This is a genomic window from Paenirhodobacter populi, from assembly GCF_004022215.1.
GTDB classification, from domain to species: domain Bacteria; phylum Pseudomonadota; class Alphaproteobacteria; order Rhodobacterales; family Rhodobacteraceae; genus Rhodobacter; species Rhodobacter populi.
Genome location: NZ_SAUZ01000028.1, coordinates 34,506 through 48,626 on the forward strand (window position 1 = coordinate 34,506; position 14,121 = coordinate 48,626).

At 66.4% G+C, this 14,121-nt stretch carries 11 protein-coding genes, 2 pseudogenes and 1 riboswitch; of the genes and pseudogenes, 7 read left to right on the plus strand and 6 right to left on the minus strand.

Features of this window, described 5'->3' with window-relative positions:
• The first annotated feature begins 88 nt into the window (after nucleotides 1-88).
• On the plus strand, nucleotides 89-2,629 hold the full coding sequence (locus tag D2T30_RS19220) for an HWE histidine kinase domain-containing protein (protein ID WP_128210186.1): 2,541 nt from the start codon (nucleotides 89-91) through the stop codon (nucleotides 2,627-2,629).
• Nucleotides 2,630-2,732: 103 nt separating this feature from the next.
• The gene (treZ, locus tag D2T30_RS19225) at nucleotides 2,733-4,460 is read left to right on the plus strand and encodes a malto-oligosyltrehalose trehalohydrolase (RefSeq protein ID WP_241651338.1); all 1,728 of its coding nucleotides are present in this window, start codon (nucleotides 2,733-2,735) and stop codon (nucleotides 4,458-4,460) included.
• Between the two features lie 7 nt (nucleotides 4,461-4,467).
• Here the strand turns inward: treZ and D2T30_RS19230 are convergent, their stop codons facing one another.
• On the minus strand, nucleotides 4,468-4,947 hold the full coding sequence (locus D2T30_RS19230; RefSeq protein WP_241651339.1) for a pyridoxamine 5'-phosphate oxidase family protein: 480 nt from the start codon (nucleotides 4,945-4,947) through the stop codon (nucleotides 4,468-4,470).
• Between the two features lie 167 nt (nucleotides 4,948-5,114).
• Here D2T30_RS19230 and D2T30_RS19235 point away from each other — a divergent pair, with 167 nt between their 5' ends.
• The 5 genes from D2T30_RS19235 (at nucleotide 5,115) to D2T30_RS19260 (ending at nucleotide 10,997) form a co-directional block, all read left to right on the plus strand.
• A complete protein-coding gene (locus tag D2T30_RS19235; RefSeq protein ID WP_128210188.1) occupies nucleotides 5,115-5,936 on the plus strand; it encodes an alpha/beta fold hydrolase in 822 nt (273 codons plus the stop codon).
• Between the two features lie 47 nt (nucleotides 5,937-5,983).
• Nucleotides 5,984-6,553, plus strand: coding sequence for a type 1 glutamine amidotransferase domain-containing protein (locus D2T30_RS19240; RefSeq protein WP_128187228.1), 570 nt, complete (start codon nucleotides 5,984-5,986; stop codon nucleotides 6,551-6,553).
• Between the two features lie 286 nt (nucleotides 6,554-6,839).
• Nucleotides 6,840-8,579, plus strand: coding sequence for a type I secretion system permease/ATPase (locus tag D2T30_RS19245; protein WP_241651340.1), 1,740 nt, complete (start codon nucleotides 6,840-6,842; stop codon nucleotides 8,577-8,579).
• Nucleotides 8,576-9,862, plus strand: coding sequence for an HlyD family type I secretion periplasmic adaptor subunit (locus tag D2T30_RS19250; protein ID WP_128210189.1), 1,287 nt, complete (start codon nucleotides 8,576-8,578; stop codon nucleotides 9,860-9,862). Before D2T30_RS19245 ends, D2T30_RS19250 begins: the two co-directional genes overlap by 4 nt.
• 485 nt (nucleotides 9,863-10,347) lie before the next feature.
• Nucleotides 10,348-10,488, plus strand: a riboswitch (FMN riboswitch).
• A gap of 74 nt (nucleotides 10,489-10,562) precedes the next feature.
• Nucleotides 10,563-10,997 (plus strand): 6,7-dimethyl-8-ribityllumazine synthase, encoded by a 435-nt coding sequence (locus D2T30_RS19260; protein ID WP_128210190.1) that lies wholly within the window; start codon nucleotides 10,563-10,565, stop codon nucleotides 10,995-10,997.
• A gap of 128 nt (nucleotides 10,998-11,125) precedes the next feature.
• Here the strand turns inward: D2T30_RS19260 and D2T30_RS23955 are convergent, their stop codons facing one another.
• The 5 genes and pseudogenes from D2T30_RS23955 to D2T30_RS19280 form a co-directional block, all read right to left on the minus strand.
• The gene (locus D2T30_RS23955) at nucleotides 11,126-11,707 is read right to left on the minus strand and encodes a hypothetical protein (RefSeq protein WP_277749566.1); all 582 of its coding nucleotides are present in this window, start codon (nucleotides 11,705-11,707) and stop codon (nucleotides 11,126-11,128) included.
• 103 nt (nucleotides 11,708-11,810) lie between these two features.
• Nucleotides 11,811-11,861 (minus strand): annotated as a pseudogene (locus D2T30_RS24185) (hypothetical protein); the annotation flags it as partial.
• Nucleotides 11,862-11,919: 58 nt separating this feature from the next.
• A pseudogene (locus D2T30_RS24190) lies at nucleotides 11,920-12,096 on the minus strand (phage major capsid protein); the annotation flags it as partial.
• The gene (locus D2T30_RS19275) at nucleotides 12,093-12,635 is read right to left on the minus strand and encodes a hypothetical protein (RefSeq protein WP_128210191.1); all 543 of its coding nucleotides are present in this window, start codon (nucleotides 12,633-12,635) and stop codon (nucleotides 12,093-12,095) included. The gene D2T30_RS19275 and the pseudogene D2T30_RS24190, both read right to left, overlap by 4 nt.
• 905 nt (nucleotides 12,636-13,540) lie before the next feature.
• On the minus strand, nucleotides 13,541-14,121 hold a 581-nt coding region (locus D2T30_RS19280), incomplete at its 5' end, for a hypothetical protein (protein ID WP_206613012.1).

Sequence of the window (14,121 nt, forward strand, 5' to 3'; positions counted from 1 at the left end):
TCAGGATGATCCGCCGGCATGATGTCTATTTCGCACGATGATGGAGCGGCCTTCCGGCATCCGCGCCTGTATCCGGGGATGCGGTCGCATGGATGAGCGTTCGTCCGGCGAGGATCCCTGCGCGCGGGAACCCATCCACATCCCCGGGGCGATCCAGCCCCATGGGGCCATGCTGGTCTGCGATCCTGTCACCTTCTCGATCCTTCACGTTTCGCGCAACTTCGCCGGGATAACGGGTGGCGGGGCCATCCCGTTCCCCGGCCAGCCGGTTTCCGAGGTTCTTGGCCGGCAACACCTGCACGATCTGCGCAACGCCAGCGCCCGGGCCGGGCACCGGGGCGGGGTCGGCATCCTTGCCGGACTGGTCCTGCCGGGGGGCACGCGCCGGTTTGACGCGACGATCCATGTCCATGCCGGGCGCTGCATCATCGAGCTGGAACCTGCGCCGCCGGAGGAACAGACCTCCAGTCAGGCGCTGGAGCTGACCCGGCAACTGATCGCGCGGCTCGACGGCGTGACCGACACGCGCCGGCTGCTGACGGTGGGGGCGCGGCTGGTGCAGGCGCTGCTGGGCTATGACAGGGTGATGATCTACCGTTTCGGCGATGACGGTGCGGGTCAGGTGATGGCCGAGGCCGCCGCGCAGGAGCTGGGCAGTTTCCTTGGCCATCGGTTCCCGGCCAGCGACATTCCCGAACAGGCGCGGCGGCTGTATCTGCAAAACCCGATCCGGATGATCGCCGATTCCGCCTATGAGCCGGTGCCGCTCGACCCGCCGCTGGCACCCGGAGAGGCGCCGGTGGACATGTCGCACGCGCATCTGCGCAGCGTCTCGCCCGTGCATTGCCAGTATCTGCGCAACATGGATGTGGGGGCCTCGCTGTCGATCTCGCTGATCGTGGAGGGGAAGCTCTGGGGGCTGATCCCCTGCCACCACCGCACGGCGCGGGTGACGCCGCTGGCGCTGCGCATGGCGGCGGAGCTGTTCGGCCACTACTTCGCCATGCAGATCGCCGCGACCGAGCGGCGCGAGGCGATGCTGGCCTCTGCCGGCGCGCGGCGCCAGCTCGACCTGATGATCGCCGAGTCGGGAACCGACCAGCCGCTGGATCAGGCGCTGCGCGGGCGGTTGCCGGGGCTGGCGGCGCTGGCGGGCTGTCACGGTGCCGCGCTGCTGAACGGCGAGGACTGGCTTGCGACCGGGGCCGCGCTGTCGCACGAAGACGGCCTGCGCCTGCTGGATCTGCTCTCGCGGGAGGCGACGCGCGGCATCTGGCACACGCAGGCGCTTGGCACCCTGTTGCGGGGGCCGGCGCTGCCGGTCGCGGGGGCGATGGTGCTGCGACTGTCGGACAAGTCGAACATCGCGCTGTTCCTGTTCCGGCGGGAAGAGGCGCATGACCTCAACTGGGCCGGCCCGCCCGAAAAGAGCGTGACCGACACCCCGGACGGCCCGCGCCTGTTCCCGCGCAAGAGCTTCGATCTGTGGCGCGAGCGGGTGCACGGGCGTTGCCTGCCGTGGGACGAGCAGACCCTTGCCATCGCCGAGGCGCTGCGGTCCTGGCTGCGCGACGTGATGTTGTCGCAAAGCGAGGCGGCGGCCGAGGAACGCGCGCGGACCGCGCATCGGCGCAACATCGTCAATCAGGAACTGAACCATCGGGTGAAGAACGTGCTGGCGCTGGTGCGCTCGATCGTCCTTCAGACCGGGGCGAGTGCGACCAGCGTGGATCAGTATACCCAGGCGCTGGAGGGGCGGCTGCATGCGCTGGCGACGGCGCATGACAATTCGCTGCGCGAGGGCAGCGGCAGTCTGGGCGCGCTGATCGAGACCGAGGCGATGCTGTTTCGCGGCGACGACGATCCCGGCCGCGTGACCGCGCAGGGGCCGGAGCTGCGGCTCGACGATACGGCCTTCGGGGTCTTTGCGCTGGTCCTGCATGAAATGATGACCAATGCAGCCAAATACGGTGCCCTTTCGGTGCCGGGCGGGCAATTGTCGATTTCATGGTCCTTCGACGGGATCGAGGGGCTGGTGCTGAACTGGCGCGAAAGCGGCGGGCCGGCGGTCGTGGTGCCGCACGAGTCGGGCTTTGGGTCGCGGCTGATCCGCGGGTCGATGGAATATGACCTGCAGGGCCGGGCCGAGATCGAATTCGCCGCGGGCGGCCTGCTGGCGCGGTTCGTCATTCCGGCCCTGCACGTCACCGATGCCGATACTCAGGAAGTGCTGGCGATCGGCACGGTGCAGGGGACGCTTGACGGCCAGTCGGTCCTGATCGTCGAGGATCAGGCGCTGATCGCGCTCGACACGCAGGAAACGTTGCGCCATCTGGGCGCGGGCGAGATCCGCATCGCGGGCGGTCTGGCGCAGGCGCAGGCGGTGCTGCAGGACTTTTCGCCCGATCTCGCGGTGCTGGATTTTGAGCTGGGGGGCGAGACGTCGGAAAGCCTCGCCCACGCGCTGATCGCGCGGCACTGTCCCGTGGTCTTCGCGACGGGCTATGGCGACAGGCTGATGCTGCCCGAGGGATTGCGCCATGTGCCGGTGGTCAGCAAGCCGATCGGGTCCGCCGCGATCGCGTTGCAGATCGCCGCGGCGCGGGCCGTGGTGACCGCCGCGGAGTGACTGCCCGGGATCGTTCATCCGCGCTGCCATTCGACAGGTTGCGCCCCATCGACAGGCTTTGAGACCGGGATGAGACAGACACGGGCATGAGACAGATCTGGGCATGACGCAGAGCTGGGGAGGCAGTTGGTCGGCGGAAGGCTGGACCGTGCGGCTCTGGGCGCCCGAGGCGCTTTGCGTGGATCTGATCCTTGCCGGGCGCGACCATCCGATGACGGCGCAGGCGGGCGGTTTCTGGGCGGCGACGGTGCCCGCCCGGCCCGGCATGGACTATCGCTTCCGGGTGGACGGCGAGGCCTTCCCCGATCCGGCAAGCCGGTGTCAGGCGGGCGGCGTCCACGATGCCTCGCGCGTGACCGGCCCCGACGATTTCCCCTGGCAGGCCGACTGGCGCGGCCGGGACTGGTCCGGGGCGGTGCTGTATGAGCTTCACCTTGGCGCCTTCACCGGCGAAGGCACCCTGTCCGCCGCGACGGAAAAGCTTGCCGAACTGGCGGAACTCGGGTTCACGGCGGTCGAGTTGATGCCCGTGGGTCAGTGGGCGGGCGCGCGGGGATGGGGATATGACGGCGTGCTGCCCTTCGCGCTGCATCCGGCCTATAGCCAGCCGGACGATCTGCGCCGCTTCGTCGACCGGGCGCATGGGCTTGGTCTGATGGTGATCCTCGATCTGGTGATGAACCATTTCGGCCCGGAGGGCGCCTGCCTGCACCGCATCGCGCCCGCATTCTTCGACCGGGCACGGCATACGCCCTGGGGCGCGGCCTTCGATTTCGCGCAGGCGCCCGTGCGGGATTACTGGATCGAATGCGCCGAATACTGGCTGGGGTCGTTCCGGCTGGACGGACTCAGGCTGGATGCGGTCCATCAGATCGCCGGACCGGGGGCGGAGACATTCCTGCGAAGGCTTGCGCAGCGGGCACGGGCGGTCGATCCGGGCCGCGCCATCCACCTGATCGTCGAGGATGAGCGCAACGAGCCCACCCTGCGCGAGACCGGCTATGACGCCGCATGGAACGACGATTTCCACCATGCCGTCCATTGCCTGCTGACCGGCGAGTCGCATGGCTACTACGCCAGCTTTGCCCGCGATCCGATGGACGATCTGGCGCGGGCGCTACTGCGCGGCCATGTCGAGGAAGGCCAGCCCCGACCCGGCCAGCCTCGTCCCGGCCTGACCCGGCCGCGCGGGCATCCCTGCGCCCATCTGCCGACCACCGCCTTCGTCAATGCGACGCAGACCCACGACCAGATCGGCAACCGCGCCCGGGGCGAGCGGCTGCTGACGCTTGCCGATCCGCAGAGCGTGCGCACGGCCTATGCGCTGCTCCTGCTGGCGCCCTATATCCCGATGGTCTTCATGGGCGAGGAACGGGGCGCCATCACCCCCTTCCTGTTCTTCGCCGATTACGCGGGCGAGCTGGCCGAAGCCGTCCGCAAGGGCCGCGCCGCCGCATTCAGCGAGATCGCCGCCTTGGGCGCCTCGGCGCCGGATCCGCTGGCGGAGGGAAGCTTTGCGCGTTCCCACCTCGATTGGTGCGACAATGCCCGGGCGCGGGACTGGCTGGATCTCACGCGCCGGGCGCTGGCCTTTCGCGCGGCGCGCGTGGTACCGCTTCTGGCCAGCGGTCCGCGCCTTGAGGCGCAGGTCGAGCGGCAGGGCGCCGCCGCGCTTCGCGCCGTCTGGCGCTTCCCTGCCGGCACCCTGCGCCTTGCGCTGAGCATGGGCACGCCGGATCCCGCCCCATGCCCGCCCCGCGGCACGCGGTTCGACCTCGGCCGCCCCGGTATCGACCGGTTCGCCCTGTCCGTGAGCGTGGAGCCGCGCTAGGCGCCGATCAGAAGGTCAGCGCGAAATGCTCGCCCAGATCCGGTTTCTCGCCGGTCAGGCGGGCCTTTGCGATCTGGTAGAGGAAGCCGGGGCCGCCCGTCGTCGTCCAGACCTCGGCCTGTTCGAGCGACAGTTTCAGCAGCCGCACGTCGGGGTCGCGCTCACCGCCCTCGAACCAGGCGGCGGCGACCGCGTTCCAGATCTCGTCGAGCTTGGCGCGATCCTGCGAGAGGTCGAGCTGCCCCTCGATGCGCGCCCAGAGCTTGCCCCCGCCGTCACCGATGACATGCACCGCCTCCACCGGACCGGAGCGGAGCTGATCGACCAGATCGGTCCCCTCCGCCGCGATGAACCACAGCGCATCCCGCGCCGGGTCGGCGTAATGCGACATCGGCACCAGCTTCAGCCGGTCCACCGTGCCGAGCATCCCGGCATTGATGCCTTCAAGCCGCTTCCAGAAGGTTTCGCGCAGATCGGTCATCGTCATTCTCCCTTTCATGGCCTTGCGTGGCCGTCGGGGGATCAACGGCGCCCGGCCGGTGCGGGTTCCGGCAGCGGGGGGAAACCGCCGACGGCTGGACCCGCCGGGAACTGCGCCCGGCGCGGGACGTTGAAAAGGCATGCCACGTCAGATCCAGCAAGACAGGAAACCGCATGGATGACCTGAACCAAGATCCCGTGACCCTGCATGTCGACGACCGGGGCGGCAGCGGCCGTCCGGTCGTGCTGATCCACGGCTGGCCCCTGTCCGGCGAGGCCTGGGCGCATCAGGTGCCGGCGCTGATGGGGGTGGGATACCGCGTGATCACCTACGACCGGCGCGGCTTCGGCCGCTCGGACAAGACCGGCACGCGCTATGACTACGATGTGCTGGCCGATGATCTGGCGGGGATTCTCGACCGGCTCGATCTGCGCGATGTCACCTTGGTGGGCTTTTCGATGGGCGGCGGCGAGGTGGCCCGCTACATCTCGCGCCACGGGCAAGACCGGCTGCGCAGCATCGTCTTCGCCGCCGCGGTGCCGCCCTTCATGCTGCGCACCCCGGACAATCCCGAGGGGCCACTGACGCAGGCGGCCGTGGCCGACATGGAACAGTCCCTGCGCGAGGATCGCACCGCCTTTTTCGAGGAGTTCACCACCGGCTTCTTCAGCACCGACGAAGGCCTGATGGTGGGCGAACAGGACCTGCAGGACGCCGTCGCCCTGTGCCACCAGTCGGATCAGGCGGCGGCGCTTGGCTGCATGAAGGCCTTCGGCACGACCGATTTCCGCGAAGACCTGCCCGGCATCGCGGTGCCGGTGCTGGTGCTGCATGGCAGCGGCGACCGGACCGTGCCGTTCGAGGGCTCCGGCGCGCGCACCCACAGGGCGGTGGCGGGCAGCGAGCTGGTGGTGATCGGCGGGGCGCCGCATGGCCTCAATGTCAGCCATGCGCAGGCATTCAACGCGGCGCTGATCGCCTTTTTGGCGAAATAGGCCCGCATCAGGGGTGCAATGGCGCCCGTAACCGGAAAGGAGAAAACATGAAACTCACAGGCAAGAAAGTGGCCATCCTGATCGCTCCGCGCGGCACCGAGGATTCTGAGTTCACCAAGCCGAAGCAGGCGCTGGAGGCGGCGGGCGCATCTGTCACCGTCGTCGGGCTGCAAAAGGGCCGGGCGCAGACCGTCCGGAACGATCTGGACCCGGTCGCGGAATATGCGGTGGACAAGACGATCACCGAGGTTTCGGCCCGGGATTTCGATGCGCTGGTCATTCCCGGCGGCAGCGTCGGCGCCGACAAGCTGCGGGCGAGCCCCGACACGGTCTCCTTCGTGCGCGCCTTCTTTGAACAGGAAAAGCCCGTGGCCGCGATCTGCCATGCGCCTTGGGTACTGGCCGAGGCCGATGTGATCCGGGGGCGCGACCTGACCTCTTACGCCAGTATCCGCACGGATCTGGTCAATGCCGGGGCCAACTGGACGGATGAGGAGGTCGTGGTCGATCAGGGGCTGGTGACCAGCCGCTCGCCCGACGATCTGCCCGCCTTCAACGCCAAGCTGGTCGAGGAAGTGGCCGAGGGCAAGCATCCGGAACAGGCCGCAAGCGTCTGATATTCCCGCATTCTCCGGCCAAGGCCCGTCGCCCCGCGCGGCGGGCCTTGGCATGTCTGCCTGCGGGAAAGACTCGAATGAACCGCGTCAACCATTTCTAAGGGGAGCCTGCGTAGGTTTGGAAACAACGAGGTCGTTTCGCGGGGAGGGCGGCGATTCCTTCGCCTGACTCGCGGCCCTCCGGTTGAAGCCGGGCGGCCATAACCTTTCCAATGCCGTGAGGGCCGATGATGCGTTTCCGGATATCTGCCGCTGTTGTCTCTCTTTCGGCCGACGAAGACAGAAGATGATCGGGCGTTCCCTCAACGCGCGCGGCAAGGCGGAACTCCGGACGGCCTGGGGGCGGCTCAGGCCGCTGTTCTGGGCGGTGGTGCTGTTCTCGGCCTTCGTCAACCTGCTGATGCTGACCGGCCCGTTGTTCATGATGCAGGTCTATGACCGGGTGCTGGCCAGCGGATCCGAGGCGACGCTGACCGCGCTTTTCGCGCTGGTGGCGTTTCTTTTCGGGGCGATGGCGGTGCTGGACGTGGTGCGCAACCAGATCATGTCGCGCGCGGGCTCGCGGTTTCAGGCGACGATGGACCGACGGGTGTTCGACGCGGCGCTGCGCCGGCAGGCGGTGAAGCCCGACGATCCCGCCGCCGCGGCGGCCGAGCGCGACGTGGATACCATGCGCCAGTTCGCCGCCTCGCCGGTGTTCTTCGCGCTGATCGACCTGCCCTGGGCGCCGGTGTTTCTGGGCGGCATCTTCTTCTTTCACCCGCTGATGGGGGGGCTCGCCATCGCGGGCGGGGGCGTGTTGCTGGCGATGGCGATCCTCAACCAGATGCTGACCGGCCGCATACGGGCCGAGGCGGCGGGTGCGGGGCTGTCCACCGACCGGCTCGGCGCGCAGTTCCGGGCCGAGGCGGGGCCGCTTGCCGCGCTCGGCATGCGCGGCGCGGCACAGGCCCGGTGGGAGGCCGCACGCGGACGCATGCTGGAACGCGCGGTGACGGCGGGGGATCTGGGCTCGGTCTTCGGCTCGGCCACCCGGACCTTTCGGCAGTTCCTGCAATCGGCGATGCTGGCGCTTGGCGCCTGGCTGGCGCTGGAACAGCAGATTTCCGCCGGGGTGATGATCGCCTGTTCGGTGTTGCTTGGCCGGGCGCTTGCGCCGGTCGAGACGCTGGTGGGCCAGTGGTCCTTCCTGCAATCGGCGCGGCTCGCACGCGAACGGCTGGCAACGCTGCTGACCGTCGCGCCGCCTTTGCCGGAGCGCATGCCGCTCGCCCGGCCCGAGGCGCGGTTGCAGGTTGAGGGGCTGGCCGTCGCCCCCCCCGGCGAGCGGCGGCTGACGTTGCAGAAGGTCTCCTTCACGCTGGAACCCGGGCAGGCGGTGGGGGTGATAGGTCCTTCGGCTGCGGGCAAATCCTCGCTCGCGCGCGCGGTATCCGGGATCTGGCCGGTGGTGGCCGGAAGCGTGCGGCTGGGGGGTGTTTCGATCGGGCAATATGGCGAAGACATGCTCGGCCGCCTGATCGGCTACCTGCCGCAGCGGGTGACGCTGTTCGATGGCACCGTGGCCGAAAACATCGCCCGCCTGACCCCCGGTTTCCGCTCCGAGGACGTGCTGCGCGCCGCCGCCCGCGCCGGGGCGCATGAGATGATCCTGAGCCTGCCCGACGGCTACGACACCCGCGTCACGGTCGAGGGCGGCGGGCTGTCGGGCGGACAGGTGCAGCGCATCGGGCTTGCCCGCGCGCTGTACGGTGATCCGGTGCTGCTGGTGCTGGACGAGCCGAACGCGAACCTCGACAACGACGGATTGGCGGCGGTGAATGCGGCGATCCACGCCACCCGCGCGGCGGGTGGCATCGTGATGGTCATGGCGCACCGGCCGGCGGCCTTGCAGGAATGCGACCTGATCCTGATGCTGGACGGCGGGCGGCAGGTGGCCTTCGGCCCGCGCGACGCGGTGCTGCGCGACAGGCTGCGCAACACGGCGCAGGTGCTGCGCACCGCAAGGGCGGGAGGCGGGGCATGACTCACAGCGCGAAAACCCCGATCATCGCAGGGTTCATGACGCTCGCGGTGCTGGTCTTCGGCTTCGGCGGCTGGGGCGCCTTCGCCTCGATCATGGGGGCGGTGATCGCCACCGGCAGGGTCGAGGTGCAGGATCAGCGCCGCATCGTCCAGCACCCCGACGGCGGCGTGGTGGACCGGGTGCTGGTCCGCGAAGGCGACGCCGTGACGGCGGGGCAGGTGATGCTGGTTCTTGACGGCGACAGGCTCCGCGCCGAACTGGCGATGGCCGAGGCGCAATATTACGAAATCCTCGCCCGCAGCGGCAGGCTCGAGGCCGAGCGCGACGGCAGCGCCATCACCTTCCGCCCGGAACTGACGGAGCGCGCGGCACGGGACGCCCCGGTCGCGGCGCTGATGCGCGGGCAGGAGGGGTTGTTCACCGCCCGCGCCGCGACCCTTGCCGGCCAGCGCGCGCAATTGGGCGAACGGATCACCCAGATCGAAAGCCAGATCACCGGCCTTGACGCGCAGATCGCGGCGCTGGAACGGCAATCGGCGCTGATCGCGCAGGAGGTGTCGGACAAGCGCCGGCTGCTGGACCTTGGCCTCGTGCCGAGCGCGACGGTGATGGCGCTGGACCGCGAGGCCGCGCGCCTCGACGGCGAGCGGGGATCGCTGATCGCCGCGCAGGCCGAGGCACGCGGCAGGATCGTCGAGACGCGGCTGGAGATCCTCGCGCTCGACAGCCGGCGGCGCGAGGATGCGACGAAGGAGCTGCGCGACCTCGGCTTGCAGGAGCTGCAACTGACGGAGCAGCGCACCGTGCTGCGCGAGCAGATCTCGCGGCTCGAGGTGCGGGCGCCGGTGGCGGGGCTGGTCCACGGATTGCAGGTGGCGGGGCCGCGGGCGGTGCTGCGGGCGGCGGATACGGTGGCCTATGTCGTGCCGCAGGACCGGCCGCTGATCGTGGCGGCGCGGGTCTCGCCCGGTGACGTCGACAATGTGCATCCGGGGCAGGCGGCAACGCTGCGCTTCACCGCCTTTTCCAGCCGCACCACGCCCGAACTGACCGGGCGGGTGACGCTGGTCTCGGCCGATTCCTTCGAGGATGCCGAAACCCGGCAGAGCTATTTCCGCGCCGAGGTGACGATCGATCCCGAAGAGATGCGCAAGCTCGGTGCGGCGCAGGTCCTGCCCGGGATGCCGGTCGAGGTCATGCTCACCACCGGCGCACGGCCGGCGATGACCTATCTGCTCAAACCCGTCACGGATTATTTCGCCCGCGCCTTTCGCGAAACGTGATGGGCGCCGGGTGCCCGATGCCGCGATCAGTCTCGCCAGCGGAAGAATTCGGTGAAGGCGCGGAACGCCGGACGCATCTGCCGCCGTGACGGATAGTAGCCGTCGAAGGGAGGGCCCCAGTCCCGCCTGACCGCGATCAGGCGACCGGCGCGGGGCGGGACTGCCGCGCAGGTCGCGTTGCTTCAGCCTTTTGCCCGGGCGCTGATGCCGCGCGGTATCCGGTGAACAACTCGGCCCCGGTTCGATCGGGAGGGGTTTCCCCGACTTCCTGCCTGACTTGGCCCAGCATCTTCGTCACCGCGCAGGTGCCTTTGGCCGCGTTGGAACGAGGCAGCCTTGGTCGCGCCGGTTCTGCTTTCGGGCGGGGGCTTCCTACGTCACCGGCAGTCTGATCATGCGGTGATCGCGCGTTGCAAAGGCGAGATCCCTCATACGGCCTCGCACAGCTTCCAGTTGCGATGTCCGGAAACCGGGACTACAGAACAGGGTGTTCTCAGGGCGGGGTGAAATTCCCCACCGGCGGTAAGCGGTCAGCCGCAAGCCCGCGAGCGCCTTCCACCGAAGGGTCAGCAGATCAGGTGCGAGTCCTGAGCCGACGGTCACAGTCCGGATGAAAGAGAACATGCCCCTTCCGCCCCGCAGGCGAAAGGGATCGCATGTGATCGCCTTGGGTGACGTGTCGTTACGAAAGGAGATCACGATGGCACACACCCGTTACGCTTTTATCAAGGCCAACTGGCATTCCGAGATCGTCGACCAGGCTCTGGAAGGGTTCCTTCAGGTCGTTCCCGCCGATCAGGTCGATGTGTTCGATGTTCCTGGCGCCTTTGAACTTCCGCTCATGGCGCGGGATCTGGCGCGCAGCGGGCGGTATGGCGCCGTCGCGGCGGCGGCCTTCGTCGTCGATGGCGGGATCTACCGGCATGAATTCGTCGCGCAGGCAGTGGTCAACGGGCTGATGCAGGCGGGGCTCGAAACCGATGTGCCGGTGCTGTCGGTGTCGCTGACGCCCCATCAGTATCAGGAAACCGGCCATCACAGGGCGATCTACTGCGCGCATTTCATCCAGAAGGGCCGCGAGGCGGGCGAGGCCGCTCTGGCCGTGACAAAGCTGCGGCGCGATCTCGCGGCCTGATGACCACGACGGACGGTCCACGGGCCGTCCGTCAGGCGGAGGCAATATAAAGGGCGTTGGCGCGCTCTTGCCTTTGCGTCACGCTGTTGTGGCGGCCCAGAGAGCTTGCAGGTTGTTCCAATCGAAGATTAGAGGCGCGTCGCCGTGGTGGCGCTTAATATGGTCAACATACTCGGCGCTGTTCCCGCATATTTTGCAGAATGGATGCAGACGCAGAAACTCGGCCAGGAGTTTCCGCCAGCCGCCGTTATAGCCGCGTTGCGAGGATGAAGGCCGGTTGTCGGCATAACGCTTCCGAGCGCGTGTGGCGTCACGCTGGCAAGCGCAGATCTCACCAGCGGGAACGATATTGCCACAACGGCAGAGACGGGGCGGGGGCAGCCATGGGATTGTCTCAGGGCGGTGCCCATAAAAGCGCTGCCGCCAGTCATTGCGGACAGGCCAGTCAAAACCACGTCTGCGATCACCTTGCCGACGTCGCCATCTTTCCGGCCCTTGGTGACGGGAATGATGTAGATCGTCCTCATAGCCAGGTTGAAAGCTGGCATTTCCGTTTCATCGAGCGGCAGTCCGGTCTTGCGGTCATTTCCGACAATGACACGGTGGTGACCATGACGGATCGCATTGAAGAAACGCGGGTACCCACGTTTGAAATCCCCGAAGATGACCGGCGTGGCATCCGCAATGTCGGGCATATCCGCGGCTTCCATGACAGGACGTCCGAGGATGGTCTCCTGCTGCACGGCCTGATAGGACGGCTGTCAGTGGTAATTGGTTGTCTTTAAGGGTGCGGATCATGGCGAGGGTCTTGCCGTTCATCACCCATGTGCCGGTCGCGCGATAGGTGGCGGGCAGGGAATACATTCAGTGCAATCAGTGCATCCGGCGAAAGTGCGGTCTTGCTGCCGTTCGCCGTGGTGGCGATGTTCGCGTCCTCCATGAAGCCCGAGGGTTCCAGCGCGATCGAGCCGTTCACAAAGGCGAGGCTTTCCTTTCGCCCGAAGTCCTGGGCCAGCGCGGTGGTGGCTTCGGAAAGCACGTTGGCGCTGTCCTCGGCCAGTTGGAGCAACAGGTCCACATAGGTCGCCAGTTCCTTCATGGCGATTTCCGCCTGATCGAACGTCGGCCGACTGCCGGTGCGCGCGGTGACTTCGGAACATGCGACCGGAAGGCCCGCAACACCGCGACGGCCTCGGCATCAGTATACCCGCGCTCACGCACCTGCACCTTGCGCGGCTTCGGCTGCCGGACGGTCGCGGCCACGTTCTCAGGAAGCCGTTCGTTCTCATGTGCCCACCCGAACAGCGAGCGCACAGTCGAGAGGTAAATGTCGCTGACGGTCTTGGCGCTAAGCCCATCCATGTTCAGAAGATGGTCGCGCCATTCCAGAAGGTCTTTCTTTGTCACCTTGCGCGCGTCGTGATGCTTGAGGAAGGCGCGCAGATTTTTGATCACCGGAGCCTGACGCTTGCCACCGTCTTTCACAAAACCAATCTGCATCCGGGATGCGAGGTAGTCGTTCCACAGCTTGGACAGGCTGACAGGATCGGCGGCACGTTCAGGGGCAGGCGGCTTGGCCGCCGGGTCGGAGGGTTGGCCGCGATAGTCACCGCCATCGCGCTCAATAGTCCGTTCCAAGGCTTCAATCTCGGCGCTGCATCGTCTTGCTTCGCCAGAACCGCGCGCTCTGGCGTTCCACGCTCTGCGGTCAGGTGCAGCCGGTCGAGATAGGCGTCGATTTCGTGTTCGACCTGATGCGTTTCCCCCGCTGCCAGTTCGCGCTTGAGGGCTTGGAGCCGTGCCCTGCGTGTATGCTGGTCAATAGCGCGCGCTTCCTTGAGCCGAAGGATGTCAAGAGAGGCATCGAGAACCACCAGAGGATCGGTTGTTCTGATTGCCCCGGTCTACGCCTTTTGAACCAGCGTTGTGCGTTCAACCGCCAGTTCGGCTTCGGTCGGATATGCTGCTCGTGCAGCCTCATCCGCGTTGATCGCGCTCGTGTAGCGCTGCCAGACAGCACGCGCAAAATCGGCGGTCGTCAGGGGAAAGCGTTCGTCGACCGGCTCAGAGCCATCGCCCTTTGCCTTATGCGCGGCAACGGCCAGTTCACGTTGCAGCCGTGCGACAGCCGCAGAGTGAAGCCGTATCGCTACACGGCGGTCCCCCGGAGTGCTTCGACCAGTTCAGAGCGGGGTCGGTCAAGGATCGGTCGCAGCTTGGACGGAACCGCGATCCGCGCATGGAATCGACCGTCCTTCTCTTTCCAGTGTCGCAGTTTTCCCGCCATCGCTCACCCCAATTCTGGCACGGCCCCTGGCACGAGAAACGGCACAATCGCCAATGAATCAAGGGTTTTATTTGAGATCTGCCGACACGGCATAAGGCTGCACACCCGAATCGATCGCCTGAATTTTGATCGGTAGACTCAGTTTGAATTCAATGGCTTACCGGCCGCCTTTGCGGGCCGAAAAGCATAAGCATGCACACTTCGGCCCGACAGGGCTTTTCTGTCCTTAGATCTTCCAAATTTTTAGTGGTGAATTTTATTGCCAGTGTAAATTGGCAACAGCCAGCCTTACGTGTTTCGCAGCCACATTTACGGCCTTCGGGTTTCCATTCCCAAAGCCGGCTTCCGCCAACTCTGCAGTGAACTTTTCCGTTTCCAGTCGTTCAAAAATCTGCTTCGTTGACCAATGATCCCAGCCCATTTTACCTGCCACTGGTGCCCAACGATAACCACCCCCTCTCTCACTCATTAACGTATTCTCCAAATCGGAAAGTTCGAACTGATCCAAGTGAGCGAGCGCTGGAAGTATTTCACTTAGGAGATATGCTTCCTTAATGTCTTTCTTTAAGCCTAAGAAGGCTGACGAGTTCGCGCTGAAATAGTCGAAGACGTGATCTGATAATGGAGCGTATCTATGTTCAAATCCTGGAAGGTTCTGCCAAATTTCTTTTTTCGAACCTTTCCAAACTATAGGTAGCATATAGCGGCTCTGTTGTACAAATCCGGTGACGGATTCACCTTGTGAATTCAGCGTGATAGCTGGGTAGCATGAGCAGACCGACACCTCCGCCCTACAAGACCCGGAACTGGCCCAGCTACAACCAAGCGCTGAAGCGC

Excerpts from the sequence above, each read along its gene's own strand:
- D2T30_RS19220 (WP_128210186.1), top strand. The coding sequence starts at position 89 with ATGGATGAGCGTTCGTCCGGCGAGGATCCCTGCGCGCGGGAACCCATC.
- treZ (WP_241651338.1), top strand. The coding sequence starts at position 2,733 with ATGACGCAGAGCTGGGGAGGCAGTTGGTCGGCGGAAGGCTGGACCGTG.
- D2T30_RS19230 (WP_241651339.1), bottom strand. The coding sequence starts at position 4,947 with ATGACGATGACCGATCTGCGCGAAACCTTCTGGAAGCGGCTTGAAGGC.
- D2T30_RS19235 (WP_128210188.1), top strand. The coding sequence starts at position 5,115 with ATGGATGACCTGAACCAAGATCCCGTGACCCTGCATGTCGACGACCGG.
- D2T30_RS19240 (WP_128187228.1), top strand. The coding sequence starts at position 5,984 with ATGAAACTCACAGGCAAGAAAGTGGCCATCCTGATCGCTCCGCGCGGC.
- D2T30_RS19245 (WP_241651340.1), top strand. The coding sequence starts at position 6,840 with ATGATCGGGCGTTCCCTCAACGCGCGCGGCAAGGCGGAACTCCGGACG.
- D2T30_RS19250 (WP_128210189.1), top strand. The coding sequence starts at position 8,576 with ATGACTCACAGCGCGAAAACCCCGATCATCGCAGGGTTCATGACGCTC.
- D2T30_RS19260 (WP_128210190.1), top strand. The coding sequence starts at position 10,563 with ATGGCACACACCCGTTACGCTTTTATCAAGGCCAACTGGCATTCCGAG.
- D2T30_RS23955 (WP_277749566.1), bottom strand. The coding sequence starts at position 11,707 with ATGGAAGCCGCGGATATGCCCGACATTGCGGATGCCACGCCGGTCATC.